20 protein-coding genes and 3 tRNA genes are annotated in these 21,528 nt (G+C 66.4%); 15 read left to right on the forward strand and 8 right to left on the reverse strand.

The features are described 5' to 3' along the window. Positions 1-183 precede the first annotated feature (183 nt). A complete protein-coding gene (locus tag AB6724_RS01890; protein ID WP_369336807.1) occupies positions 184-495 on the forward strand; it encodes a YdhR family protein in 312 nt (103 codons plus the stop codon). 78 nt (positions 496-573) lie between these two features. Here the strand turns inward: AB6724_RS01890 and AB6724_RS01895 are convergent, their stop codons facing one another. The 3 genes from AB6724_RS01895 to AB6724_RS01905 all read right to left on the reverse strand — a co-directional run bounded on the left by AB6724_RS01895 (position 574) and on the right by AB6724_RS01905 (position 2,988). Beyond that, positions 574-966: a VOC family protein gene (locus AB6724_RS01895; protein ID WP_369336808.1), complete on the reverse strand. Its 393-nt coding sequence runs from the start codon at positions 964-966 to the stop codon at positions 574-576. 115 nt (positions 967-1,081) lie between these two features. Then, positions 1,082-2,152, reverse strand: coding sequence for an adenosine deaminase family protein (locus AB6724_RS01900; protein WP_369336809.1), 1,071 nt, complete (start codon positions 2,150-2,152; stop codon positions 1,082-1,084). A gap of 50 nt (positions 2,153-2,202) precedes the next feature. Beyond that, positions 2,203-2,988, reverse strand: coding sequence for a sulfite exporter TauE/SafE family protein (locus AB6724_RS01905; protein ID WP_369336810.1), 786 nt, complete (start codon positions 2,986-2,988; stop codon positions 2,203-2,205). A gap of 78 nt (positions 2,989-3,066) precedes the next feature. On the opposite strand from AB6724_RS01905, the gene AB6724_RS01910 reads away from it, so the two are divergent. After that, entirely contained in the window at positions 3,067-5,598 is a 2,532-nt protein-coding gene (locus AB6724_RS01910; protein WP_369336811.1) for an ABC transporter permease, read from the forward strand. On the opposite strand, the gene AB6724_RS01915 is transcribed toward AB6724_RS01910, so the two are convergent. Continuing rightward, the gene (locus tag AB6724_RS01915; protein WP_369336812.1) at positions 5,573-6,478 is read right to left on the reverse strand and encodes a LysR family transcriptional regulator; all 906 of its coding nucleotides are present in this window, start codon (positions 6,476-6,478) and stop codon (positions 5,573-5,575) included. The genes AB6724_RS01910 and AB6724_RS01915 overlap by 26 nt on opposite strands. Positions 6,479-6,603: 125 nt before the next feature. Between AB6724_RS01915 and AB6724_RS01920 the strand changes: the two genes are divergently transcribed. The 5 genes from AB6724_RS01920 to AB6724_RS01940 all read left to right on the forward strand — a co-directional run bounded on the left by AB6724_RS01920 (position 6,604) and on the right by AB6724_RS01940 (position 12,489). Continuing rightward, positions 6,604-8,157, forward strand: a complete 1,554-nt coding sequence (locus tag AB6724_RS01920) for an MFS transporter (RefSeq protein WP_369336813.1) — start codon at positions 6,604-6,606, stop codon at positions 8,155-8,157. A 31-nt stretch (positions 8,158-8,188) separates the two neighbouring features. Further along, positions 8,189-8,593, forward strand: coding sequence for a group II truncated hemoglobin (locus tag AB6724_RS01925; RefSeq protein WP_369336814.1), 405 nt, complete (start codon positions 8,189-8,191; stop codon positions 8,591-8,593). A 96-nt stretch (positions 8,594-8,689) separates the two neighbouring features. Next, a complete protein-coding gene (locus tag AB6724_RS01930; RefSeq protein WP_369336815.1) occupies positions 8,690-10,777 on the forward strand; it encodes a bifunctional 2',3'-cyclic-nucleotide 2'-phosphodiesterase/3'-nucleotidase in 2,088 nt (695 codons plus the stop codon). A gap of 91 nt (positions 10,778-10,868) precedes the next feature. Beyond that, complete coding sequence (locus tag AB6724_RS01935) at positions 10,869-11,456, forward strand: LemA family protein (RefSeq protein WP_369337016.1); 588 nt, start codon at positions 10,869-10,871, stop codon at positions 11,454-11,456. A gap of 4 nt (positions 11,457-11,460) precedes the next feature. Then, positions 11,461-12,489: a M48 family metalloprotease gene (locus AB6724_RS01940; protein ID WP_369336816.1), complete on the forward strand. Its 1,029-nt coding sequence runs from the start codon at positions 11,461-11,463 to the stop codon at positions 12,487-12,489. Positions 12,490-12,513: 24 nt separating this feature from the next. On the opposite strand, the gene AB6724_RS01945 is transcribed toward AB6724_RS01940, so the two are convergent. Both AB6724_RS01945 and radC read right to left on the reverse strand, forming a co-directional pair. Next, positions 12,514-13,170: a Smr/MutS family protein gene (locus AB6724_RS01945; protein WP_369336817.1), complete on the reverse strand. Its 657-nt coding sequence runs from the start codon at positions 13,168-13,170 to the stop codon at positions 12,514-12,516. Continuing rightward, on the reverse strand, positions 13,167-13,847 hold the full coding sequence (gene radC, locus AB6724_RS01950) for a RadC family protein (RefSeq protein ID WP_369336818.1): 681 nt from the start codon (positions 13,845-13,847) through the stop codon (positions 13,167-13,169). The genes AB6724_RS01945 and radC overlap by 4 nt, the downstream gene beginning before the upstream one ends. A 104-nt stretch (positions 13,848-13,951) precedes the next feature. Here radC and AB6724_RS01955 point away from each other — a divergent pair, with 104 nt between their 5' ends. Next, positions 13,952-14,434, forward strand: a complete 483-nt coding sequence (locus AB6724_RS01955; protein ID WP_369336819.1) for an FKBP-type peptidyl-prolyl cis-trans isomerase — start codon at positions 13,952-13,954, stop codon at positions 14,432-14,434. 1 nt (position 14,435) lies between these two features. Further along, the gene (ispH, locus tag AB6724_RS01960; RefSeq protein ID WP_369336820.1) at positions 14,436-15,425 is read left to right on the forward strand and encodes a 4-hydroxy-3-methylbut-2-enyl diphosphate reductase; all 990 of its coding nucleotides are present in this window, start codon (positions 14,436-14,438) and stop codon (positions 15,423-15,425) included. A gap of 116 nt (positions 15,426-15,541) precedes the next feature. Here ispH and AB6724_RS01965 read toward each other — a convergent pair whose 3' ends face one another. Then, entirely contained in the window at positions 15,542-16,237 is a 696-nt protein-coding gene (locus AB6724_RS01965; protein WP_369336821.1) for a CBS domain-containing protein, read from the reverse strand. 140 nt (positions 16,238-16,377) lie between these two features. Between AB6724_RS01965 and serS the strand changes: the two genes are divergently transcribed. The 3 genes from serS (at position 16,378) to AB6724_RS01980 (ending at position 17,894) form a co-directional block, all read left to right on the forward strand. Continuing rightward, a complete protein-coding gene (gene serS / locus AB6724_RS01970) occupies positions 16,378-17,694 on the forward strand; it encodes a serine--tRNA ligase (RefSeq protein ID WP_369336822.1) in 1,317 nt (438 codons plus the stop codon). Positions 17,695-17,725: 31 nt separating this feature from the next. Further along, positions 17,726-17,815, forward strand: a tRNA-Ser gene (locus tag AB6724_RS01975). A gap of 2 nt (positions 17,816-17,817) precedes the next feature. After that, a tRNA-Arg gene (locus AB6724_RS01980) sits at positions 17,818-17,894 on the forward strand. Positions 17,895-17,933: 39 nt separating this feature from the next. On the opposite strand, the gene AB6724_RS01985 is transcribed toward AB6724_RS01980, so the two are convergent. Further along, on the reverse strand, positions 17,934-18,761 hold the full coding sequence (locus AB6724_RS01985) for a PaaX family transcriptional regulator C-terminal domain-containing protein (protein WP_369336823.1): 828 nt from the start codon (positions 18,759-18,761) through the stop codon (positions 17,934-17,936). Positions 18,762-18,889: 128 nt separating this feature from the next. Here AB6724_RS01985 and AB6724_RS01990 point away from each other — a divergent pair, with 128 nt between their 5' ends. The 3 genes from AB6724_RS01990 (at position 18,890) to greB (ending at position 21,384) form a co-directional block, all read left to right on the forward strand. Then, positions 18,890-20,536, forward strand: coding sequence for an isovaleryl-CoA dehydrogenase (locus tag AB6724_RS01990; protein ID WP_369336824.1), 1,647 nt, complete (start codon positions 18,890-18,892; stop codon positions 20,534-20,536). Positions 20,537-20,638: 102 nt separating this feature from the next. Beyond that, positions 20,639-20,715, forward strand: a tRNA-Arg gene (locus AB6724_RS01995). A gap of 102 nt (positions 20,716-20,817) precedes the next feature. Next, positions 20,818-21,384 (forward strand): transcription elongation factor GreB, encoded by a 567-nt coding sequence (greB, locus tag AB6724_RS02000; protein ID WP_369336825.1) that lies wholly within the window; start codon positions 20,818-20,820, stop codon positions 21,382-21,384. Positions 21,385-21,528: the final 144 nt, after the last annotated feature.

Consider the following 21,528-nt stretch of genomic DNA (forward strand, 5'->3'; position numbering starts at 1 on the left):
TATGAAACAAATGGATACAAATCTGGGATTCTAGAGCGCCTCATCTGCCCAGTCCGGCGTTGCTTGGCGATCTCCTGGGCCCGGGGCTGCCGGCCGCCGGAAATCCGCGGGAAGCAGAATTTCTGCCGGAGCTTCGGCTTGGCTAATATGGGCCGGAGACAGCAGCCGCTCAGGGAGACTCTCTTGATCACGACCATTACCACCTTCAATCTGCCGCAAGCAATCACGCTGGACGAAGCCCGCGAAATCTTCAAGAGCACGGCGCCCAAATACCGGGACGTGCCCGGCCTGCTGCGCAAGCAGTATGTGCTGACGCCGGATGGCAAGACCGCGGGCGGCGTTTACCTCTGGAAAAGCCGGGAAGATGCCGAAGCGATGTACACCGATGCCTGGCGCGCTTTTGTGCGCGAAAAATACCAGACCGAGCCCAGCGTGAGCTATTTCGAGACTCCGGTGGTGGTTGACAACGTGGCGGGCCAGATTCAGCTGGACTGAGCGGCCCAGGCCCATGGGAAGCCGCAGCGGAGGACTTTGGGGTATCGGGGGCGCGGCGATGGATCGCGGCTTTTCTCGTCACCCGCCGATAGGCGTGCAGAGCTCGACCAGCGTGCCGTCGGGGCAGCGGACATAGGCGATGGTCTGGCCCCAGGGCTTGAGCTCGGGGGCCTGGATGCCGGCCGCTCCGGCGGCTATGGCGCGCTCGTACGGGGCCTGGACCTCGGCCGTGGTCAGCGCAATCTCAAAGCCCAGAGGCCTGGGCGATTCGCTGGCTGCCACATAGCCTTCGGGAAGATTGGACCGGCCCAGGGCATGCGAGGCAAAAGCCAGGGTGGTGGCACCGGTCTCGAGCTCGCCATAGTCGCCCGACTCATGGAGAAAGCGCGTCTTCAGACCGAAGGCCTGGTCGAAGAACTCTAGCGACTTCGCGACCTGAGGCACGTAGATGATGGTGTAGCCAAGCTTCATGCCGGCGATGATAAGGGCTGGGCCAGCCCCTGGGCAAACGGGGAAGCAAGTGCCGCTTGCCCCCGATTCGATGTCTTGAAGCGCTGTTCCGGCAAGGGATGGGAAGCGGGAAGCTTCAGATGCCGGCCTTGGCGCGCAGCGTGTCGAACTCCGTCGTCCATTGCTGGCGCAGGCTGCGTTTCTCGCCGTCGTCTATCCAGGCCGCGTCTATGCCGTTGAGCATAAAGCTCTTGAGGTCGGCGAGGGAGAAACCAAAGTCGCAGACCATCTTGCTCCAGGCTCCCGTGGGGTCCACATGGTGCAGCGTCGGGTCGTCGGTGTTCGGGTGCACGCGCAGGCCCATGGGCGGCATCTGGCGGATGGGATGGTCCAGCGCCCAGCGCTCGGGTGCCAGCGTGCGCAGATAGTAGGAATTGGTGGGAACCACCGTGAAGACAATGCCCAGGTCCGCACAGCGCCGGGCAAGCTCGGGGTTGTCGATCACGGTATAGCCGTGGTCCACGCGGTCCACCTTGAGGAGCTCGATGGCGGTTTGCAGATTGTTCCAGGGCAGGCCGAACTCGCTGGCATGGGCCGTGGTCTTGAGGCCGTTTTTGCGCGCCAGCGCGTAGGCCTCGACAAACAGCTCGGGCGGACGCTCGTTCTCACGGTAGTCTATGCCTATGCCGGGCACCTCGTCGTGGCGGTGGGCCAGCATCCACTCCACCATCTGCACCGCGGCTTCGGCCGGGGCCTCGCGGTCTATGGACGGCACGAGGCGGCCACGTATGCCGCAGTCTTTTTGCGCGGCCGCGGCACCGGCCAGAATGGCTTGCTGCGCCTGGCCATAGCTCATGCCCGAGCATTGCACCGTGCCCGTGGGGTTCCAGAAAAACTCGGCATAGCGCACATTGTGGGCGGCCGCATCCTGCAGATATTCGTAGGTGATGCGCTCCAGATCGGCGGGGGATTGCAGCAGCCACTGATCGAGGGCGCGCAGCACACGCAGCACGCCCACGGGCTTTTCGCCGCGCGTGTAGAAGGCTTCGATTTCGGCTAGGCTCAGCGGCGCCTTGGCGCGCTGCACCAGCTCGATGAAAGTGTTCTTGCGCACCGTGCCCAGCAGGTGGCAGTGCAGCTCCATCTTGGGGATGGCATGGAGAAAAGCGGTCAGTTCGGGAGTGGGAGAGGTCGGGGCGGCATTCATGCAGCCCATGGTAGCGGCTGCAGAGCCTTCGGGACGTAGGCAGTTCTACGTCAGTGCGCGAAGAACAGCCGTGGTACCGAGGCCGCCAGCATGGCCAGGCCGGAGCAGGTCAGCAGGCTCAGCACGATCTGGCGAAAGCGCGCATCGCTCACGCCCTTGTAGACACGGGCGCCGAAGATGACCGGCACCAGCACGGCGGGCAGCACCACGGCAAACCAGGTCCACATGGCGGGCTTGACCATTCCCGTGGCCAGGTAGCTGGCCATGGTGATGCCGAGCATGGAGAGGTTGAAGTTCTGTATCACCGTGCGTTGCACCTGGCGCTCGAAGCCGCGCAGAGTGCACCACAGCGTAGGCACGGTGCCGCTGAAGCCGCCGAGTCCACCCATGGCGCCGCCAATCAGGCCCGCCATCGCATCGCTCAGGCGCGCCAGCAGGCCGCCGCCCAGCGTCAGCCGGGGCAGGCGGGCGCTCAGCAGCATGGTGGGGCACCACAGCACCAGCAGACCGCCGAGGCCGAGCTTGAACCAGTCCATATTGAGGTGCGGCATGACGGCCACGCCCATGGGGATGCCAACCAGGCCGCCCGCGATGAAAGGTAGCAGCGACTTCCTGTGAAAATCGCGGCGCCCGGTGAAGGCCGCAATGATCTGGCCCGTCAGCGAGCCAAACACCGAGAGCACGGCGGCCAGTTGAGGCTCCAGCACCCAGGCCCAGAACGACATGGCCACCATGCCGAAGGCAAAGCCGGACAGCCCCTGCACAAAACCCGCCACCGCAGCCCCCAGGGCCACCACCAACATCACTTCCACGTTCTGGTCTCCGTCTGATGGCATCGATTATCGGCGGGGGCCGGCAGGGGATTGCCATGCAGTTTTCGCCTGGCAGCAGGCGGCTGCGCTATCGTTCAGGCCATGCAAGCATCATCTGTCTGGACTCTGGGGCTGCGCAACCTCTGGCGCGATCTGCGCGCGGGAGAGCTGCGCCTGATCATCGTGGCCGTGCTGCTGGCCGTGGCGGCGCTCACCTCGGTGGGTTTTTTCGCGGATCGGCTGCAGGCCGGGCTGCAGCGCGACGCGCGCCAGCTGCTGGGCGGCGATGTGGTGGTGGTCAGCGACAACCCCGCGCCCGCGGCTTTTGCGCAGCAGGCCAGGCAGCAGGGCCTGGAGACCGTGGCCTCGGCCAGCTTTCCCACCATGGCGCGGGCCGTGCAGGGGCAGGGCGGGGCGAGCCGCCTGGTGGCGCTCAAAAGCGTGGATCCCGGCTACCCGCTGCGCGGCCGGCTGACGCTGAGCCAGGGCCCGGGACAGGCGCCGCAGCCTGCCGCGACCATCCCGGCGCGCGGCGAGGTCTGGGTGGACGCGCCCCTGCTGGAGTCCCTGGGCATAGGCGTGGGCGATACCCTGCTGCTGGGCGATGCGGCCTTCAGGATTGCGGGCATCATCGTGATCGAGCCCGACCGCGGTGCGGGTTTCATGAGCTTTGCGCCGCGCGTGATGCTCAACAGCGCGGACCTGCCCGCGACCCGGCTGGTGCAGCCGGCCAGCCGCATCACCTACCGGCTGGCCGTGGCGGCTGCGGCCGGCCGCGGCGGCGAGCAGGCGGCGCAGAGCTATCTGCTCTGGGCCCAGCAGCAGGCCGGCAGCCTGCATGGGGTGCGCATCGAATCGCTGGAGAGCGGCCGTCCCGAGATGCGCCAGACCCTGGATCGCGCCGAGAAATTCCTGAGCCTCGTGGCGCTGCTGGCCGCGCTGCTGTCGGCCGTGGCCGTGGCGCTGGCCGCGCGCTCCTTTGCCAACAGCCATCTGGATGCCTCGGCCATGCTGCGCGTGCTGGGCCAGAGCCAGCGCCGCATCGCTCTGGCCTATGTGGTCGAGTTCGCATGCATAGGCCTGGCCTCCAGCGTCGCCGGCGTGCTGCTGGGCTGGGCCGTGCACCATGTGTTTGTCTGGTTGCTGGCGGGACTGGTGGAAGCCGGTCTGCCCGCGGCCCGCATCTGGCCTGCGGCCTTCGGCGTGGGCATGGGCCTGACCCTGCTGCTGGCCTTTGGCCTGCCGCCCGTGCTGCAGCTGGCCCAGGTCCCGCCGCTGCGGGTGATGCGGCGCGATCTGGGCGCGCTCAAGCCCGTGTCCTATCTGGTGCTGGCCCTGGGTGTCGGCGGTTTCGCGGCACTGCTCATGGCGGTGAGCAGCGACCTCAAGCTGGGCCTGATCGCCGTGGGCGGTTTTGCGGCCGCCGTGCTGCTGTTTGCGGGCCTGGCCTGGCTGGCCGTCAAGCTGCTGCGCCGCCTGGTCAACGAGTCCACGGCACCGCGCTGGCTGGTCATGGCCACACGCCAGGTCTCGGCCAGGCCCGTGTATGCCGTGGTCCAGGTCAGTTCGCTGGCCGTGGGCCTGCTGGCGCTGGTGCTGCTGGTGCTGCTGCGCACCGATCTGATCGCCAGCTGGCGCCAGGCCACGCCGGCCAATGCGCCGGACCGCTTTGTGATCAATATCCAGCCCGACCAGGCGCAGGACTTCCAGGCCGCGCTGAAAAAAGCGGGCGTGCAAGGCTATGACTGGTATCCCATGATTCGCGGGCGGCTGATTGCGGTCAACGGCAGGGATGTGAGTCCCGAGGACTATGCCGAGGACCGCGCCAAGCGCCTGGTGGACAGGGAGTTCAACCTCTCCACCTCCGAGGCCATGCCCGAGCACAACCAGGTCGTGGCCGGCCGCTGGACCGCCGGGGAGCAGGGGGCCGTGAGTGTGGAGGAAGGCATTGCCAAGACTCTGGGGCTGAAGCTGGGCGACAGGCTGCGCTTCGACATCGGCGGAGAGGAGAGCGAGGCGCGCATCACCAGCCTGCGCAAGGTGGACTGGAGCTCCATGCGCGCCAACTTCTTCGTGATCTATCCCGTGCGGCAGCTGGACAATGTGGCCGTCACCTATCTGGCCGCCTACCGGGCACCGGATCTCAAGGGCTTTGACAACGCGCTGGTCAACCAGTTTCCCAACATCACCAATGTGGATTTGAGCAGCACGCTGGCCCAGGTGCAGCAGGTGATGGACCAGGTCATCCGGGCCGTGGAATTTCTCTTCGGCTTCACGCTGGCTGCGGGCCTGGTGGTGCTGTTCGCCTCCGTCACCGGCACGCGGGAGGAGCGTGCGCGCGAATACGCTATCATGCGCGCCGTCGGCGCCCGGGCAAGCCTGCTGCAGCAGGTGCAGAGCGCCGAGCTGGCCGGCGTGGGACTGATGGCCGGCTTTCTGGCCAGCTGCGTGGCCCTGGCCGTGGGCTGGGCTCTCGCGCACTGGGTGTTCGACTTCGAGTGGTCCGTGCTCTGGTGGGTGCCGCTGGCAGGAGCCGCGGCCGGTGCCGTCCTGGCCTGGCTGTCGGGCTGGTGGGCGCTGCGCGAGGTGATCAGGCGGCCGGTGATGATCACGCTGCGTCAGGCTGCGGAATAGGGCTCGGGCCCTGGAACAGACGCGCGCTCGCAAAGTCCACGAAGGCGCGCACCTTGGGCGAGAGCTGGCGGCTGGACGGCCACAGCGCGGAGAACTGGCCGGTGTGCGTGAGCTGCTGCGCCAGCACCTGCTGCAGTTCGCCGCGGGCCAGTGCGTCGCGGGCCAGGAAGTCCGGCATATAGGCCAGGCCCATGCCCGCGACGGCCGCGCCCAGCATGGCCTCCATGTTGTTGCAGACCAGGGCGATGGGCATGGCCGGCAGGCCGGGCAGAACCCATTCCTCGAGCTTGCCGCTGCTCAGGAAGCGGTAGCGCAGACTGGTATGCCGGGCCAGCTCGGCAGGCGTGTGCGGCACGCCGCGTTCGGCCAGATAGGCCGGCGAGGCCGCAAGAATGAAGCGGAACGGCCCAAGTCGGCGCGCCACCAGGCGCGAGTCGGCCAGATCGCCGCTGCGGATGACCACGTCGAGGCCGGCCTCGACGACGTCGACCAGATGGTCGTTGAAATCCAGGTCCAGCTCCACCTCGGGGTAGCGGGTCTGGAACTCCGGCAGCACGGGCAGCAGAAAGCGGTAGCCGATGGTGGGCAGGCTCATGCGCAGCCGGCCGCGCGGTGCTTCGGCGGCGGCCTGCATGGCGGCGCGCGCATCGTGCAGCTCGTCGAGGATGCGCCGGCAGCGCTCGTGGAACAGCGCGCCTTCCTGCGTGAGGCGCACCTGGCGTGTGGTGCGCTGGAACAGGCGCAGCCCGAGCTGCTGCTCCAGCCGCGCCACGTTCTTGCCCACGGCCGAGGCCGAAATGCCCAGCGCGCGGCCGGCCTCGGCAAAGCTCAGAAGATCGGCGGCACGCACAAAGGACTCAAGTCCGCTGAAGCTGTCCATGGTGATTGGCAACCTTTGGTTGGGAGTGTTGGGAGTACGGCCGCTATTCTCGTTTGATTGGAGCGCTTTTATCGTTCATGCCTGCTTCGTTCATCCCGGCCGGGCTTCTTTTTCGACAAGGCTCCATGTCTTCCTCCACTTCCTCATCCCGCGCGTCTGCGGGCACCCATCTTTCCGCCACACGCGCATCGCCCGTCTGGGTGCTGTTGTCGGTCTGCCTGGCCGCGCTGGCCATGCCGCTGAGCTTCACGGGGCCGGCGGTGGCGCTGCCCGCACTGCGCGAGGCTCTGGGCGGCGGCCCGCTGGCGCTGAACTGGGTCACCAATGCTTTCATGCTGAGTTTTGGCGCCACGCTGATGGCGGCCGGCGCGCTGGCCGACGTGCATGGCCGGCGACGCGTGTTCCTCTGGGGGCTGGCCATCGTCGGGGCCAGCGCACTGGCCCAGGCCTGCTTGCAGGGCCATGGCGCCATCGTCGGCTTCGATCTGCTGCGCGCCTTGCAGGGCCTGGGCGCGGCAGCGGCGCTGGCCGCGGGCACGGCGGGCCTGGCCCAGGTCTATGACGCCGGGCAGCGCACCCGGGCCTTCAGTCTGGTGGGGACTTCGTTCGGCGTGGGTCTGGCCTTGGGGCCGCTGCTGTCGGGCTGGTTGCTCGAGGCCGTGGGCTGGCGCGGCGTGGTGCTCAGCGCCGGCGTCGTGGCGCTGGCCGCGCTGGTGCTGGGGCGGCGCTGCATGCCGGAGTCGCGCAATCCGCAGGCGCAGCGGCTGGATGTGCCGGGCGCGCTGTGGTTCACGCTGGCGCTGGCCCTGCTGACCTGGGGCGTGCTGCAGGCGCCCGAGGCCGGCTGGGCGCACGCGCGCACGCTGCTGCCACTGGCGGCGGCCCTGCTGGCTGCGGCAGCCTTTGTGCGCGTCGAGCGCCGCAGTCCCCACCCCATGCTGGACCTGTCGCTGTTCCGCTATCCGCGCTTTGTCGGCGTGCAACTGCTGGCTGCGGCGCCGGCCTACGCCTTTGTCGTGCTGCTGGTGCTGCTGCCCGTGCGTTTCATCGGCGTGGAGGGCATGGCGCCGCTGGGGGCCGGGCGGCTGATGTTCGTGCTGTCGCTGCCCATGCTGTTCGTGCCGCTGCTGGCGGGCTGGCTCACGCGCTGGCTTTCGGCTGCTCTGCTCTGTGCGGCGGGCTTGCTGGTCTGTGCCGCGGGTCTGCTGTGGCTGGGCCGCTGTGCGCCGGGTGCGGGCCTGGCGCAGATGGGGGCGCCGCTGGCCTTGATCGGCCTGGGCATAGGCCTGCCCTGGGGACTGATGGACGGACTGGCCGTGAGCGTGGTGCCGCGCGAGCGCGCCGGCATGGCCACGGGCATCTTCAGCACGGTGCGTGTGGCGGGCGAGGGTATTGCGCTGGCCGTGGTGGGAGCGGCCCTGGCGGTGCTGCTGGCGCGCGAGCTGGCGCTGGTCTCGCCATCCCTGGTGTCGGGTCTCTCGGAGGCGGCGCAGATGCTGGTGACCGGCAATATGGACGGCGCCCTGGGGCTGCTGCCTGGGGCGGCAATGGCGCAGGTGCTGCAGGCCTATGGCCGGGCCTTCTCTACGCTGCTGGACCTGCTGGCCGGCATCACGCTGGTGACGGCAGTCAGCGTGTTTGCATTCCTGCGTGCGGGTGCGGACATGCCGCATGCTTGACAATCGAGGCTGACTTGCAAAGCCGAGACACATGCAGATTGAAGAAAAGCCCCCGTTTGACACCCCCTATGAATGGATAGGCGGTGAAGAAAAAGTCCAGCAGCTGGTGACCCGCTTCTATGACCTCATGGATCTGGAGCCCGGCTACAAGGAGCTGCGCGCCGCCCATGGCAGCACGCTAGACGATGCGCGCCAGAAGCTGTTCTGGTTTCTCTGCGGCTGGCTGGGCGGGCCCGACCATTACCAGGACCGTTTCGGCCACCCGCGCCTGCGCATGCGCCACATGCCGTTTTCGATCGGCATCCAGGAGCGCGACCAGTGGGTGGCCTGCATGGATCAGGCCATGGCCGAGACCGGGGTGCCCGAGGCGCTGCGCACGCGGCTCAAGGCCAGCTTCATGAACACCGCCGACTGGATGCGCAACCGCGGCGTGTGATGCGGCGGCACCGGATTTCGATTCGTCAAATTTCCTTCATGCCTTTGTAAACAGCGCTGCCGACACTGCCTGCACTTTAACAAGCAGGGAGTGAGCATGCAGGACAGGTATTTGCCCGGCGCAGGGTTGCGCGCCGGTGGTTATTCATTGGCGCTGCGGCAACGCCGCCATGTGCTGGCGGCCCTGGGCTGCGGGGTATTGCTGGCGGCCTGCGGCGGCAGCGACAGCCCCGTTTCCTCGGCACCCAGCCAGCCGGCCACGGCGACCCTGGCCGTGCTGGAAACCACGGACCTGCACTTCAACGTGCGCAGCTACGACTACTTCAAGTTGGCCGAAGACAAGAGCTACGGCTTCGAGCGCACGGCCACGCTGATCCGTGCGGCGCGCCAGGAGTTCGGCAACACGCTGCTGGTGGACAACGGCGACACCATTCAGGGCACGGCCCTGGCCGACTACGAGGCCGAGGTCAAGCCCATACCCTGCACGCAGCAGCTGTCCATGTTCAAGGCCATGGCCGCACTGAGCTTTGATGCGGGAACGCTGGGCAACCATGAGTTCAACTACGGCCTGCCGTTCCTGAACCAGGTGCTGGGCGGCGGCATGCAGGTCGATGGCGTCGATGCCAGCCAGAAGTGCGTGGGCAGCGGTTATCCGGCCGTGCTGGCCAACGTCTACAGCAGCAAGACCCAGAAGCCTCTGGTCCAGCCCTATGTGCTGCTGCAGCGGACCATGGTGGCCAAGGGCAGCGACGGCAAGGAGGTCAGGCTGCCGATCAAGATCGGCGTGATCGGCTTCACCACGCCGGGCATCATGAACTGGGACAAGCGCTATCTCGAAGGCAAGGTCTATACCGAAGGCGCGGTGGAGTCGGCCCGCAAATATGTGCCCGAGCTGCGCGCCAAGGGCGCCGATGTGGTCGTGGCCCTGCTGCACGGCGGCATGGACGGCGCCGCCTACTCGGCCACCATGGAGAACCCGGGCCTGTATCTGTCCAAGGTGGCAGGCATAGATGCCATGGTCATGGGCCACCAGCACAGCATCTTTCCCGACCGCTCGGCCAAGCCGGCCTTCAGCCAGAGCGGGGTCGACAACCAGGCCGGCACCGTCAACGGCGTGCCCGCCGTCATGGCCAGCTCCTGGGGCAAGGCCCTGGGCGTGATCCAGCTGCCGCTCAAATGGGATGGCAAGCAGTGGAGCGTGGACAAGAGCGGCAGCAAGAGCGAGCTGCGCAACATCCAGAACAAGGACGCCTCTGGCGCCACGGTGTTCGTGAACGCCGACCCGGCGATCGCGCCGCTGATAGAGACTCAGCACCAGGCGGCCATCAGCTATGTGAAGACCCCGATAGGCAGCACGGACTTCCGCATGAGCACGCTGTTTGCCGATGTGGGCGACCCGGGCGCCATCCAGATCGTGAACCAGGCCCAGCAAAGCTATGTGGCCAGCTATGTCCAGTCCAATCTGCCGCAGTATGCAAGCCTGCCGGTGCTGTCCGTGAGCGCGCCGTTCAAATCGGGCTTCCAGGGCGGCAAGGACTTCACCGATGTGGCTGCCGGCCCCCTGGCCATCTACAACGCGGCCGACCTCTATCTGTACCCCAACACCGTGTATGCGGTGAAGGTGAACGGCGCCGACATCAAGGACTGGCTGGAGGCTGCGGCCAAGCGCTTCAACCAGATCGATGTCAGCAAGACGGCCGAGCAGCAGCTGATCAGCAGCTTCCCCGGCTACAACTTCGACATGTTCACCACGGCCGACGTGCAGTACGAGATCGATGTGACCCAGCCCCTGGGCAGCCGCATCAGGAATCTCAGCTATCTGGGCCTGCCCATCAATCCGGCGCAGGAGTTCGTGATCGCGACCAACAACTACCGCGCCACCAGCGGTGCCAGCTTCATTCCCAAGCTCAACGGCTCGTCCACCATCTGGGCCTCGCCCGATGCCAACCGCGATGTGGTGATCGAGTATGTGCGCAAGAACCCGCAGGTCACGCGTGCGGCCAATGGCTCGGCCAAGAGCTGGCGTTTCACCAAGGTAGCGACAGCAGGCCCCGTGGTGTTCAGCTCCGGCGTCGATGCCTTGAGCGTGGCCCAGGATGCGGGCCTGAACGGCATCTCCGTGCTGGCCGCCGATGACGGCTCCGGCAAGGGCATGAGCAAGTACCAGATCGACCTGTCCAAATAAGCCCGGTCTTGAACCGACCCGCCGCGGCCGACTGGCCGCAGCGGGTTTTTTCATGCTGCTGGCTATGATGGGGGAAATCATTGGGGAGGTTCTGATGGGATATATCGCGCTGCTCGTGCTTGTGGTGCTCGTGATCTGGGCGGTTGCCGTCTACAACCGGCTGCGCACGCATAGAAACCAGGTGGAGAATGCATTCGCGCAGATCGACGTGCAGCTCAAGCGCCGCCATGATCTGATCCCGAATCTGGTCGAGGTCGCACGCGGCTATATGCAGCATGAGGCACAGACGCTGGAGGCCGTGATCCGCGCACGCGGCGAGGCCGTGAGTGCGGCCGACCAGGCCCGCCAGGCGCCGGGCAGGGCCCAGGCCATGGGTGCACTCATGGCTACGGAGCAGGTGCTGGGCGGCCAGGTCGGGCGGTTGATGGCACTGGCCGAGGCCTATCCCACACTCAAGGCCGATGCCCGCATGCAGCAGCTCAGCGAAGAAGTCACCAGCACCGAGAACCGCATCGGCTTTGCGCGCCAGGCCTATAACGACCAGGTGCTGGACTTCAACAACCAGGCCGGGGTGTTTCCGGATCTGATCGTGGCCCGCCTTGCCGGCTTTGCGCATATGGGCATGCTGGCCTCCACGCAAAGCGAGCAGGAGCGCGCAGTGCCCCAGGTCAGGTTCTGAGGCCATGCGCTTCTGGGTGCGGCAGCGCGAAGCCAGGCGCAGCACACGCTGGCTGCTGCTGTCGTTTGTGCTGTGCGTGCTGGCCGTGGTGGCCTCGGTGCACCTGGGGCTGATGCTGGCCTGGTGGCTGGGAACCTTGGCCTTTGGCGGCTGGGACTATCCCACGGGTTTCGCCGCCGTGAATATAGGCGTGACCCTGCTGCTGGTGCTGGGCGGCTGCTGGATAGAGCTGGACCAGCTGCGTCACGGCGGTCGCAAGCTGGCCGAGCGTGTGGGCGCCCGCGAGGCGCGTCCCCGCAGCTCGCTGGCCGAGCAGCAGCTGTGCAATATCGTCGATGAAATGTGCATCGCCGCGCACTGGCCTGCGCCGCAGGTCACGGTGCTGGCGCGGACCGAGGCCATCAACGCCTTTGCCGCGGGCTGGGATGCGCAGGACGCCATCATCGCTGTCACCCAGGGCGCACTGGATCAGCTGAGCCGCGAAGAAATGCAGGGGCTGGTGGCGCACGAGCTGTCCCATCTGCGCGAGGGCGACACGCGCCTGAACATGCAGCTGGCGGGTATGGTCTTCGGGCTGGAGCTGATTCACAACTTTGGCCGGAGCATGCGCGAGCGGGAAAACCTGCTGACCCAATGGTTTGGGTTGTTCATCCAGGCCGCGGGCTTTGTGGGCTGGCTCTGCGGCCAGCTGCTCAAGGCCGCCGTGTCGCGCCAGCGCGAATACCTGGCCGATGCGCGTGCCGTGCAATGGACGCGCAGCAAGGACGGCCTGGGCGGCGTGCTGCGCAAGGTGCTGACGCAGCGCGAGCTGGCGCAGCAGCAATATGGCAGCTGGCAGGCCGATGAGCGCAGGCATATCGGACTTGATCACCGCACCGTGCAGCACATGCTGCTGGCCGAGACACCCCATGCCAGCCGTCTGGAGGACTGGCTGGAGTCCCACCCCACGCTGCCGGAGCGCATACGCCGAATCTACGGGCGCGATATGCGGCCCCTGCCATTGCCGCTCGGCACGGTGCCTGTGGGGCGTTGATCGCGCTTGTGGCCCGCAGCAAGCCTAGAACAGCCGGCGCTTGCCCGGCTGCAGCAGCACCACCAGGGCGCCCGCGCCGCCTTCTGCCGGGCGGGCCTGGACAAAGGCCAGCACCTCTTTTTTCTGCACCAGCCAGCGCTGCACCTTGCCCTTGAGCACGGGCGTGCGGCCCGGCGAGCCCAGGCCCTTGCCGTGCACGATGCGTATGCAGCGCACGCCGGTGCGGTGCGACAGGCGTATGAATTGGCCCAGGGCCTCGCGGGCCTCGTCGGAGCGCAGGCCGTGCAGGTCCAGCTGATGCTGGATGCTCCAGTGGCCGCCGCGCAGCTTGCGCGTTACATCGAGACCGATGCCGGGACGGCGAAAGCTCAGCTGGTCGTCCACGTCGAGCAGGGTGCTGACATCGAACTCGTCGCTCATGGCTTCGCGCAGCACGCTCTGCTCATCAAGAACCAGCTGCAGGGGCAGGGGGGAGGGCTGGGGTTCCTGAAAGCTGACCTCGTTGCGCGTCCTCAGCGGGGTAATCTTGCCAATGCTGAGCGCAAACAGATTGCGCTCGCGTTCGCGCGCGGCGCGTGCCTCGGCCTGGGCGCGCGCCAGGGCCTCGGCCTGTTCGCGTGCGGCCTTGAGCTGGCGCGAGATGCCGGCCAGGTCCTGCAGGCTGTGGCGGGCGTGGTTCATAGCAGGCCCTCTTCGGCCATCGAACAGGCGGCGCCCGGCGCCACGATGATGTGATCGAGCACGCGCACGTCCAGCAGCGCGAGGGCCGACTTGAGCGTGGCGGTCAGCGAACGGTCGGCGCTGCTGGGCTGCACGCTGCCGCTGGGGTGGTTGTGCGCGAGTATGACCGCGCCGGCCTGATGGTGCAGCGCGCGCAGCGCCACTTCGCGTGGGTAGACCGAGGTTTGTGTCAGGGTGCCGCGAAACATTTCTTCCAATGCCAGCAGCCGGTGCTGGCCGTCCAGGAACAGCACGGCAAACACCTCGTGGGACTTGGCTGCCAGATGCAGCTGCAGATAGTGTTTGACGGCTTCTGGTGAGGAAAACACTTCCCGTTCGCGCAGCTGCTGGGCCGTGGCGCGGCGGGCCAGCTCCAGCACCGCCATGAGTTCGGCACGCTTGGCCGGGCCCAGGCCCTTGATGCTGGCCAGCTCCTTGCCGCCCGCGGCCAGCAGTCCGGCCAGGCCGCCGGCGCCGGGCAGCTCCAGCAGCTCCTGCGCCAGCTGCAGCACGCTCTTGCCCGCCATGCCGGTGCGCAGGATCACGGCCAGCAGCTCGGCATCGGCGAGCGCGGCCGCACCCCGCTGCGCAAGCTTCTCGCGCGGCTGGGCATCCAGGGGCAGGTCTTTGATGGGCATCAGGTTTCGGGTGGATGGAGCGGGTGTTGCAGAGGCCATCCGCAGCACAGCTCGCGGGGACATGAGGGATTTTCTACAATGCAAGCCAGTTTATCGGGACTTTCATGACCACAAGCGCAACCCCCACCGCCGCTGCCTCGGACCTGCCCGTCGTGCAGGCCGGCTCGTTTCTTACGCTGCATTACCGTCTGGCCGGACCGGCCGGCGATGTGATCAACACCTTCAACGAGAAGCCCGCCACCCTGTCTCTGGGTGCGGGCGAGCTCTCGCCGGCCGTGGAGGAAAAGCTCATCGGTCTGCCCGAGGGCACGCACACTAGCTTCGATCTGCCCGCCGGCACGGCCTTTGGCGAGCGCAATCCCGAGATGATGCAGTGGGTGGCGCGCAAGCTCATGAACGAGCTCGGCGATCCGCACGAGCAGTATGCTGCCGGCGATGTGGTGCAGTTCCCCACGCCCGACGGCCTGGGGCAATATGCGGGCGCCGTGGTCCAGGTGCGCGAGGATGGCGCCGTGCTGTTCGACTTCAACCACCCGCTGGCGGGCCAGCCGGTGACGTTTGAAGTGAAGCTGATCGGAGTGCTCTGAGGTGGTCGGCGCCAAGGAAATCCTGCTGGCCGAGCCGCGCGGCTTCTGCGCCGGCGTGGACCGCGCCATCGAGATCGTCGAGCGGGCGCTGGCCAAGTTCGGCGCGCCCATTTACGTGCGCCACGAGATCGTGCACAACACCTTTGTGGTCAACGACCTCAAGGCCAAGGGCGCCATCTTCATTGAAGAGCTGGACGAAGTGCCGCCCGGCGCCACGCTGATCTTCTCGGCCCACGGCGTCTCCAAGGCCGTGCAGCAGGAGGCCGAGCAGCGCGGCTTTGCCATCTTCGACGCCACCTGTCCGCTGGTGACCAAGGTCCATGTGGAGGTGGCCAAGCTGGCCAAGGAAGGCTATGAGTTCCTCATGATCGGCCACAAGGGCCATCCCGAGGTCGAAGGCACCATGGGCCAGCTGTCCGAAGGCATCCACCTGGTCGAGGACGAGGCCGATGTGGTCCGCGTGCAGCCGCGCCAGACCGAGAAGCTGGCCGTGGTCACGCAGACCACGCTGAGCGTGGACGACGCGGCCGGCATCAAGGCCGCGATCCGCGCGCGCTTTCCCAAGGTGCGCGAGCCCAAGCAGCAGGACATCTGCTATGCCACGCAGAACCGCCAGGATGCCGTGAAGATTCTCGCGCCCCAGGTGGACCTGGTCATCGTCGTCGGCAGCCCCACCAGCTCCAACAGCAACCGCCTGCGCGAGCTCGCCGATCGCCTGGGCACGCCCGCCTATATGGTGGACAACGCGGGCGAGCTGCGCGAAGAATGGTTTGCCGACGCCGCGCGCGTGGGCCTGACGGCCGGCGCTTCGGCGCCCGAGGTGCTGGTCGACGAGGTCATAGCGCGCATCAAGCAGCTGGGCGCCGTGGCCGTGCGCAAGATGGACGGCATCGAGGAAACCATCAAGTTCCCGCTGCCCAAGGGTTTGAAGATCGACGCAGCCACGGGGCTGGAAATCGAGGTGCGCAAGGCGCCCGAGACCGGTCGCTGAGCATCAATCGCTGATTTCATAGCGCCTTGCGCTGGCCATGTCTGGGTTCCAAGGTTGAATCAACCGGAGCCGCAGGGATGGCTGGCGCAAGGCGCTTTGCTATTGATAGCGGTCAATCAGCTCCACAGATCCAGCGGCGGATCGGCGGCCACGGCCTTGAGAATGTCGCTGCGGCTGATGAAGCCGACCAGCAGGCCGCTCTCGTCGGTCACGGGCAGGCCCGGCAGAGCGGTATCCAGCAGGGCCGTGGCCACACGGCGCAGCTCGGTGTCGGGCGAGACCGCTGGCACGGGCGAGAGCATGACCTCGCGCACCGGCCGGCGCGCCAGCGCAATCGCCTGCTCGATGGCGCCGGGCTCGGGCAGCAGATCCAGCGGCGCCATATCGGCGCGCAGCAGCAGGCCGATCACGCCGCCTTCCGCATTGACCACGGGTGCCTGCGCCACGCCGCGCTCGGCCAGCTGCTGCCAGGCCTGGTTGACCACGGTATCGGGCGCCACGGTCATGGGCCGCGCGCTCATCACGTCGGCAACATGCTGCAGCGGCCGGCGTTCGGGGCGCAGCTCCTGCTCGGTGGCCGCATAGGCGTGGATGGCGGCCTGGGCATGGGAATTCTCGGCGGCGTGCTCGGGCAGGGCGTCCGGCCCCCCGTGCCGGGTTTCGCGCCAGATCTGCTGAAAAGAGGGGGGCGCATCCTCGGCACGCGTGCGCAGGGCCTGGGGGCGGTCGATGCGCCGGATACCGGAGACCGGTGAAAGCTGGGCGGCCGCATGGCGCACCATCTGTCCGTTGGGACCGAAAACAAAAAACATGGCAGCTCCTGGGGATGAGGGCTTGGGGCTGGATCGGCTCGGTGCGGCCGCCGCGGCTTGCCGGCGATTGTGCACAAACCGCTGCGTCCAAACCCATGCGTGGCAGCCGGGTCCGGCCGGACGCTCTAAAATTGCAGCCTATGCTCGACATTCAACTTCTCCGCAAAGACCTGGATTCAGTCGTCGCCCGACTGCAAACCCGCAAAAATCCGCAAGCCTTCCTGAATGTGGAAGCCTTCAAGGCGCTGGAATCCGAACGCAAGTCCATCCAGACCCGCACGGAGGAGTTGCAATCCAAGCGCAACCAGCTGTCCAAGCAGATCGGCATGCTGATGGGCAAGGGCGAGAAGGACGCCGCCGAAGCCGCCAAGGCCGAAGTCGCGGCCATGAAGACCGAGCTCGAGCAGTCGGCCGCGCGCCTGGACCAGATTCAGGGCGAGCTGCAGACCATGCTGGCCGCCGTGCCCAATCTGCCGCACGCAAGCGTGCCCGTGGGCGCCGATGAGGAAGGCAATGTGGAAGTGCGCCGCTGGGGCACGCCCAAGAATTTCGACTTCGAGATCAAGGACCATGTGGATCTGGGCGCGCCCATCGGCCTGGACTTTGAAGCCGGCGTCAAGCTGTCCGGCGCACGCTTCACCGTGATGCAGGGCCAGATCGCGCGCCTGCACCGGGCCCTGGCGCAGTTCATGCTCGATCTGCAGACCGAGGCGCATGGCTATACCGAATGCTATGTGCCCTATATCGTCAACGGCGACTCGCTCAGGGGCACGGGCCAGCTGCCCAAGTTCGAGGGCGATCTGTTTGCAGCCCAGAAGGGCGGCCAGGACGCCGAGCCCGTGCCCGACACCGCGGCCCTGTACCTGATCCCTACGGCCGAAGTGCCGCTCACCAATCTGGTGCGCGACGAGGTGCTGGCCGAGGACCGTCTGCCCATCAAGCTCACGGCGCACAGCCCCTGCTTCCGCTCCGAAGCCGGTTCGGGCGGGCGCGACACGCGCGGCCTGATCCGCCAGCATCAGTTCGACAAGGTCGAGATGGTGCAGATCGTGCATCCCGAAAAGAGCTACGAGGCTCTGGAAGAGATGACGCACCACGCCGAAGCCGTGCTGCAGAAGCTGGGCCTGCCTTACCGCGTGGTCAGCCTGTGCACGGGTGACATGGGCTTTGGCTCGGCCAAGACCTATGACCTCGAGGTCTGGGTGCCGGCGCAGAACACCTTCCGTGAAATCAGCTCGGTCTCCAACTGCGAAGCCTTCCAGGCGCGCCGCATGCAGGCGCGCTTCAAGAACGCCCAGGGCAAGAACGAACTGGTGCACACGCTCAACGGCTCGGGCCTGGCCGTGGGCCGTACGCTGGTCGCCGTGCTGGAGAACTATCAGAACGCCGATGGCTCGATCACCGTGCCAGAAGCACTGGTTTCGTACATGGGCGGCAAAACTTTGCTGAAGGCCTGAATTTTTAGGCTACAATAGATGCTTCGACACAGGAGAGGTGGCAGAGTGGTCGAATGTACCTGACTCGAAATCAGGCGTACGTGCAAACGTACCGTGGGTTCGAATCCCACCCTCTCCGCCAATGCGGCTGTAGCTCAGCTGGATAGAGTACTTGGCTACGAACCAAGGGGTCGTGGGTTCGATTCCTGCCAGCCGCACCAGATACAAGCCTCAGAGTAGAAATACTCTGAGGCTTTTGTCTATGTGTCATGGCTTTCCGCGGCCGTCTGCAGATAGTCCTCCCACAGCCGCACTCCCGCCGCGTCGTAGCGGCGCAATACCTCGATGAAGGCCTGGCGGCTGCCGCCGTCCACCAGCGGCTCGGGCAGCAGCGGATCGAATACCAGCTGGCGTATGGCCCGGTCGCCCAGCAGCCAGGCTTCGCGGGCCGCAGCCTCCAGCGGCATGGCCGGCAGCCGCGTCAGCGATTGCTCCAGCTGCCGCCGGGTTTGCCCATAGGCCAGCTCCAGCAAGCGTCTGTCCCACAGGGTTCGGGCCCGCGCTTCGCGCACGGCATCAAAAGCCTGGGCCAGAAAGACCGGGATATCCTGCGCCAGGCCCAGATCCTTCAGGCGTTCGCGCACGCCGGCGGCGGAGCCTGAAAAATTGTCGGGGCGGATATACAGGCCGGGATCGAGTTCCCTGAAGCCCAGCAGCGACAGGGCCCGGTCGCGCGAGCGCAGGGCTTTGCGGTCGCTGCGCCCGTGCACATCGCCGAGCACGGCAATCCAGTGGCCGCTCCAGGCGGTCAGGCGTTCGGTGCTGTGGCGCCAGGCCGAGATCTCATGGCCCAGCGCCAGGCCTTTGCTGCCCAGGCGGTAGCTGCCGCGTCCCGTCGTTTCCGCCAGTTCGCTGCCCAGCAGGCGGTTGAGTGCGACGCGCACATTGTTGGGCGCTATATCGAACAGCGCGCCGGCGCGTATGGCTTCGCTGGCGCTCAATGCCTGCTCTTTTCGCGAGGCCAGGAGCTTGAGCAGCAGTTCGCGCGCGCCGGGCGCGGCCTGGGTGTCTGGGGGCGGGGGCAGCATGCTGGCAATCCTGGTTCTGGAGGAGCGGTTCGGAGGTCCCGCGTCATGGCTTGAGGCTAAATATTACTTATATTGACTTGAATTTTTGCGGAAAGTAATATTTTATAGAGCCATGGAGGTCGTTGCAGATGTCGATCAAAGCCAGTTTTCTGACGCATGAGGTTCTGAACCAGCCCCGGCCCATGCCCGCCTACAACCTCTGGTCCAGCGACCGCATACTGCGCGACTGCGTGGAGCGCGAGGGTGGCGGCTGGGCCGCCGAGCATCTGCACTGGCATGGCGGGGTCTGCGGCGCCGAGATGATGCCGCAGGGCGAGCTGGCCAATGCGCACAAGCCGGTTCTGCACAGCTATGACCGCTATGGCCGGCGTATCGACGAGGTGGAGTTTCACCCCGCCTACCATGAGCTGATGCGCCACAGCATGGCGGCGCAGGTGCACAGCTTTTCCTGGAAGCATGAGGACAGAGAGGGCGCCCATGTGGTGCGCGCGGCCCTGTCCTATGTTTCCGGCCAGGCCGAGGCGGGCACGGGCTGCCCCCTGACCATGACCCATGCGGCGATTCCCGTTCTGCGCCACAGCCCGGCGCTGGCCGAGGAGTGGCTGCCCAGGATTCTGGGCAGCGTCTATGACCCGCGTACCCTGCCCCAGGCGCAGAAGACGGCCTGCACCATAGGCATGGGCATGACGGAAAAGCAGGGCGGCACCGATGTGCGCGCCAACACCACGCGGGCCCTGCGCCAGGGCGATGGCAGCCATGAAATCGTGGGCCACAAGTTCTTTTTCTCGGCCCCCATGTGTGATGCGCATCTGGTGCTGGCCCAGGCCGAGGGCGGCCTCAGCTGCTTTCTGCTGCCGCGCGTGCTGCCCGACGGCAGCCTGAATGCCGTGCGCATCCAGCGGCTCAAGGACAAGCTGGGCGACTGGAGCAATGCCTCGTCCGAGGTCGAGTTCCTGGGTGCCACGGCCTATCCGGTCGGGGCCGAGGGGCGAGGTGTGGCGACGATTCTCGAGATGGTGGCGCTCACGCGGCTCGATTGCGCCGTGGGCTCGGCGGCCGGCATGCGCCAGGCCCTGGTCCAGGCCCTGCATCACACCTGCCAGCGCAGCGTGTTCGGCAAGACCTTGATCCACCAGCCGCTGATGCGCAATGTGCTGGCGGATCTGGCGATTGAAAGCGAGGCCGCGACCACGCTGGCCATGCGCATCGCCAGGGCCGTGGACCGCGCGCCGCATGACGCGCACGAGGCCGCACTGGCGCGGCTGGTCACGGCCGTGGGCAAGTACTGGATCTGCAAGCGCGCTCCGGCCTTTGTCAACGAGGCCCAGGAATGCCTGGGCGGCATAGGCTATGTGGAGGAAAACATTTTGCCGCGGCTGTACCGCCAGGCGCCGCTGAACTCCATCTGGGAAGGCAGCGGCAATGTGCAGTGCCTGGACGTGCTGCGCGCCTTGCGGCGCGAACCCGAGGTGCGGGATGCCCTGTTTGCCGAGCTGTACCGCGTGCGCGGCCAGCACGCGGCCCTGGATCGCGAGGCCGAGTGGCTGGTCAAGGCTCTGAACGACACGGCCGTGCTCGAGCACAACAGCCGCTACGTGGTCGAGCGCATGGCCCTGGCCATGCAGGCGGCCTTGCTCACGGCGGGGGCGCCGGATGCGGTCGCAGCGGCCTTCTGCCACTCGCGCCTGGACGGCGGCCATGGCCTGGCTTTCGGCACCCTCGATGTCTCGGCACCCATGGACGAGCTGATCGCGCGCGCCATGCCAGAGCTTTGAGCCCGCCTGGCGGGATGGCCGGAACGGTTGTTTTGCATCTCAAGCAGAAAAGTTCGGGTTTTCCCAAATGGGTGGCAAAACTCGGTTATACTAATTGCTTCAGCGGCTGTAGCTCAGCTGGATAGAGTACTTGGCTACGAACCAAGGGGTCGTGGGTTCGATTCCTGCCAGCCGCACCAAACGACAAGCCTCAGAGTCGCAAGATTCTGAGGCTTTTTCGTTTTCTGCCTCCAAACCCGCACTGTGTTTGCCAGCGTCCGATCTGTGTGAAGATCAGGGTCATGAGCAAGGCTTTCACCAAAGAATCCGATGGCGACGACGATGATGAGGTCGGCGCTCTGCCGCCGTTGCCCGCGGGCGGCAAGAACTACATCACGCCACAGGGCTACAAAAGCCTTAAAGACGAGCTGTTTGAGCTGATCGACAACGAACGTCCCAAGATCGTGGAGATCGTGCACTGGGCGGCCAGCAATGGCGACCGCTCAGAAAACGGCGACTATCTCTACGGCAAGAAGCGCCTGCGCGAGATCGACCGGCGCATCCGCTTTCTCACCAAGCGCCTGGAAATTGCCGAGGTTGTGGACCCCGCTGTGCACGCGGGCAGCGACCAGGTGTTTTTTGGCGCGACCGTGAGCTATGTGGATGACGAGGGCGTGGAGCGCAGCATTACCATCATGGGCATAGACGAGGCCGACAGCGCCAAGAACCAAGTCAGCTGGATTGCGCCGGTCTCGCGCGCGCTGCTCAAGGCGCGCGTGGGCGACGAGGTGGCCCTGCCCACGCCCGCGGGCGTGCGCATGCTGGAGATTCTGGAGGTCAGCTACCCCAAGCCCGCCGGCAAGAGCTGAACCAGGCCCAAACTCAGGCCCCAACAAAAAAAAGCGCGGCTCCGGTATCGGAGTCGCGCTTTTTATTTGAGAGCGGGCAACGCCATCCAGTCATCGGTTTCCGGCTAGATGCATGCCTGTTTCATCGACAGGCAAGCGCCAAAA

It is taken from the genome of Comamonas guangdongensis (assembly GCF_041079535.1).
GTDB classification, from domain to species: domain Bacteria; phylum Pseudomonadota; class Gammaproteobacteria; order Burkholderiales; family Burkholderiaceae_C; genus Comamonas; species Comamonas guangdongensis.

Bases quoted from the DNA above. Each gene is read 5' to 3' on its own strand.
- AB6724_RS01895 (WP_369336808.1), bottom strand. From the start codon at position 966: ATGAAGCTTGGCTACACCATCATCTACGTGCCTCAGGTCGCGAAGTCG.
- AB6724_RS01900 (WP_369336809.1), bottom strand. From the start codon at position 2,152: ATGAATGCCGCCCCGACCTCTCCCACTCCCGAACTGACCGCTTTTCTC.
- AB6724_RS01905 (WP_369336810.1), bottom strand. From the start codon at position 2,988: ATGCCATCAGACGGAGACCAGAACGTGGAAGTGATGTTGGTGGTGGCC.
- AB6724_RS01910 (WP_369336811.1), top strand. From the start codon at position 3,067: ATGCAAGCATCATCTGTCTGGACTCTGGGGCTGCGCAACCTCTGGCGC.
- AB6724_RS01915 (WP_369336812.1), bottom strand. From the start codon at position 6,478: ATGGACAGCTTCAGCGGACTTGAGTCCTTTGTGCGTGCCGCCGATCTT.
- AB6724_RS01920 (WP_369336813.1), top strand. From the start codon at position 6,604: ATGTCTTCCTCCACTTCCTCATCCCGCGCGTCTGCGGGCACCCATCTT.
- AB6724_RS01925 (WP_369336814.1), top strand. From the start codon at position 8,189: ATGCAGATTGAAGAAAAGCCCCCGTTTGACACCCCCTATGAATGGATA.
- AB6724_RS01930 (WP_369336815.1), top strand. From the start codon at position 8,690: ATGCAGGACAGGTATTTGCCCGGCGCAGGGTTGCGCGCCGGTGGTTAT.
- AB6724_RS01940 (WP_369336816.1), top strand. From the start codon at position 11,461: ATGCGCTTCTGGGTGCGGCAGCGCGAAGCCAGGCGCAGCACACGCTGG.
- AB6724_RS01945 (WP_369336817.1), bottom strand. From the start codon at position 13,170: ATGAACCACGCCCGCCACAGCCTGCAGGACCTGGCCGGCATCTCGCGC.
- radC (WP_369336818.1), bottom strand. From the start codon at position 13,847: ATGCCCATCAAAGACCTGCCCCTGGATGCCCAGCCGCGCGAGAAGCTT.
- AB6724_RS01955 (WP_369336819.1), top strand. From the start codon at position 13,952: ATGACCACAAGCGCAACCCCCACCGCCGCTGCCTCGGACCTGCCCGTC.
- AB6724_RS01965 (WP_369336821.1), bottom strand. From the start codon at position 16,237: ATGTTTTTTGTTTTCGGTCCCAACGGACAGATGGTGCGCCATGCGGCC.
- serS (WP_369336822.1), top strand. From the start codon at position 16,378: ATGCTCGACATTCAACTTCTCCGCAAAGACCTGGATTCAGTCGTCGCC.
- AB6724_RS01985 (WP_369336823.1), bottom strand. From the start codon at position 18,761: ATGCTGCCCCCGCCCCCAGACACCCAGGCCGCGCCCGGCGCGCGCGAA.
- AB6724_RS01990 (WP_369336824.1), top strand. From the start codon at position 18,890: ATGTCGATCAAAGCCAGTTTTCTGACGCATGAGGTTCTGAACCAGCCC.
- greB (WP_369336825.1), top strand. From the start codon at position 20,818: ATGAGCAAGGCTTTCACCAAAGAATCCGATGGCGACGACGATGATGAG.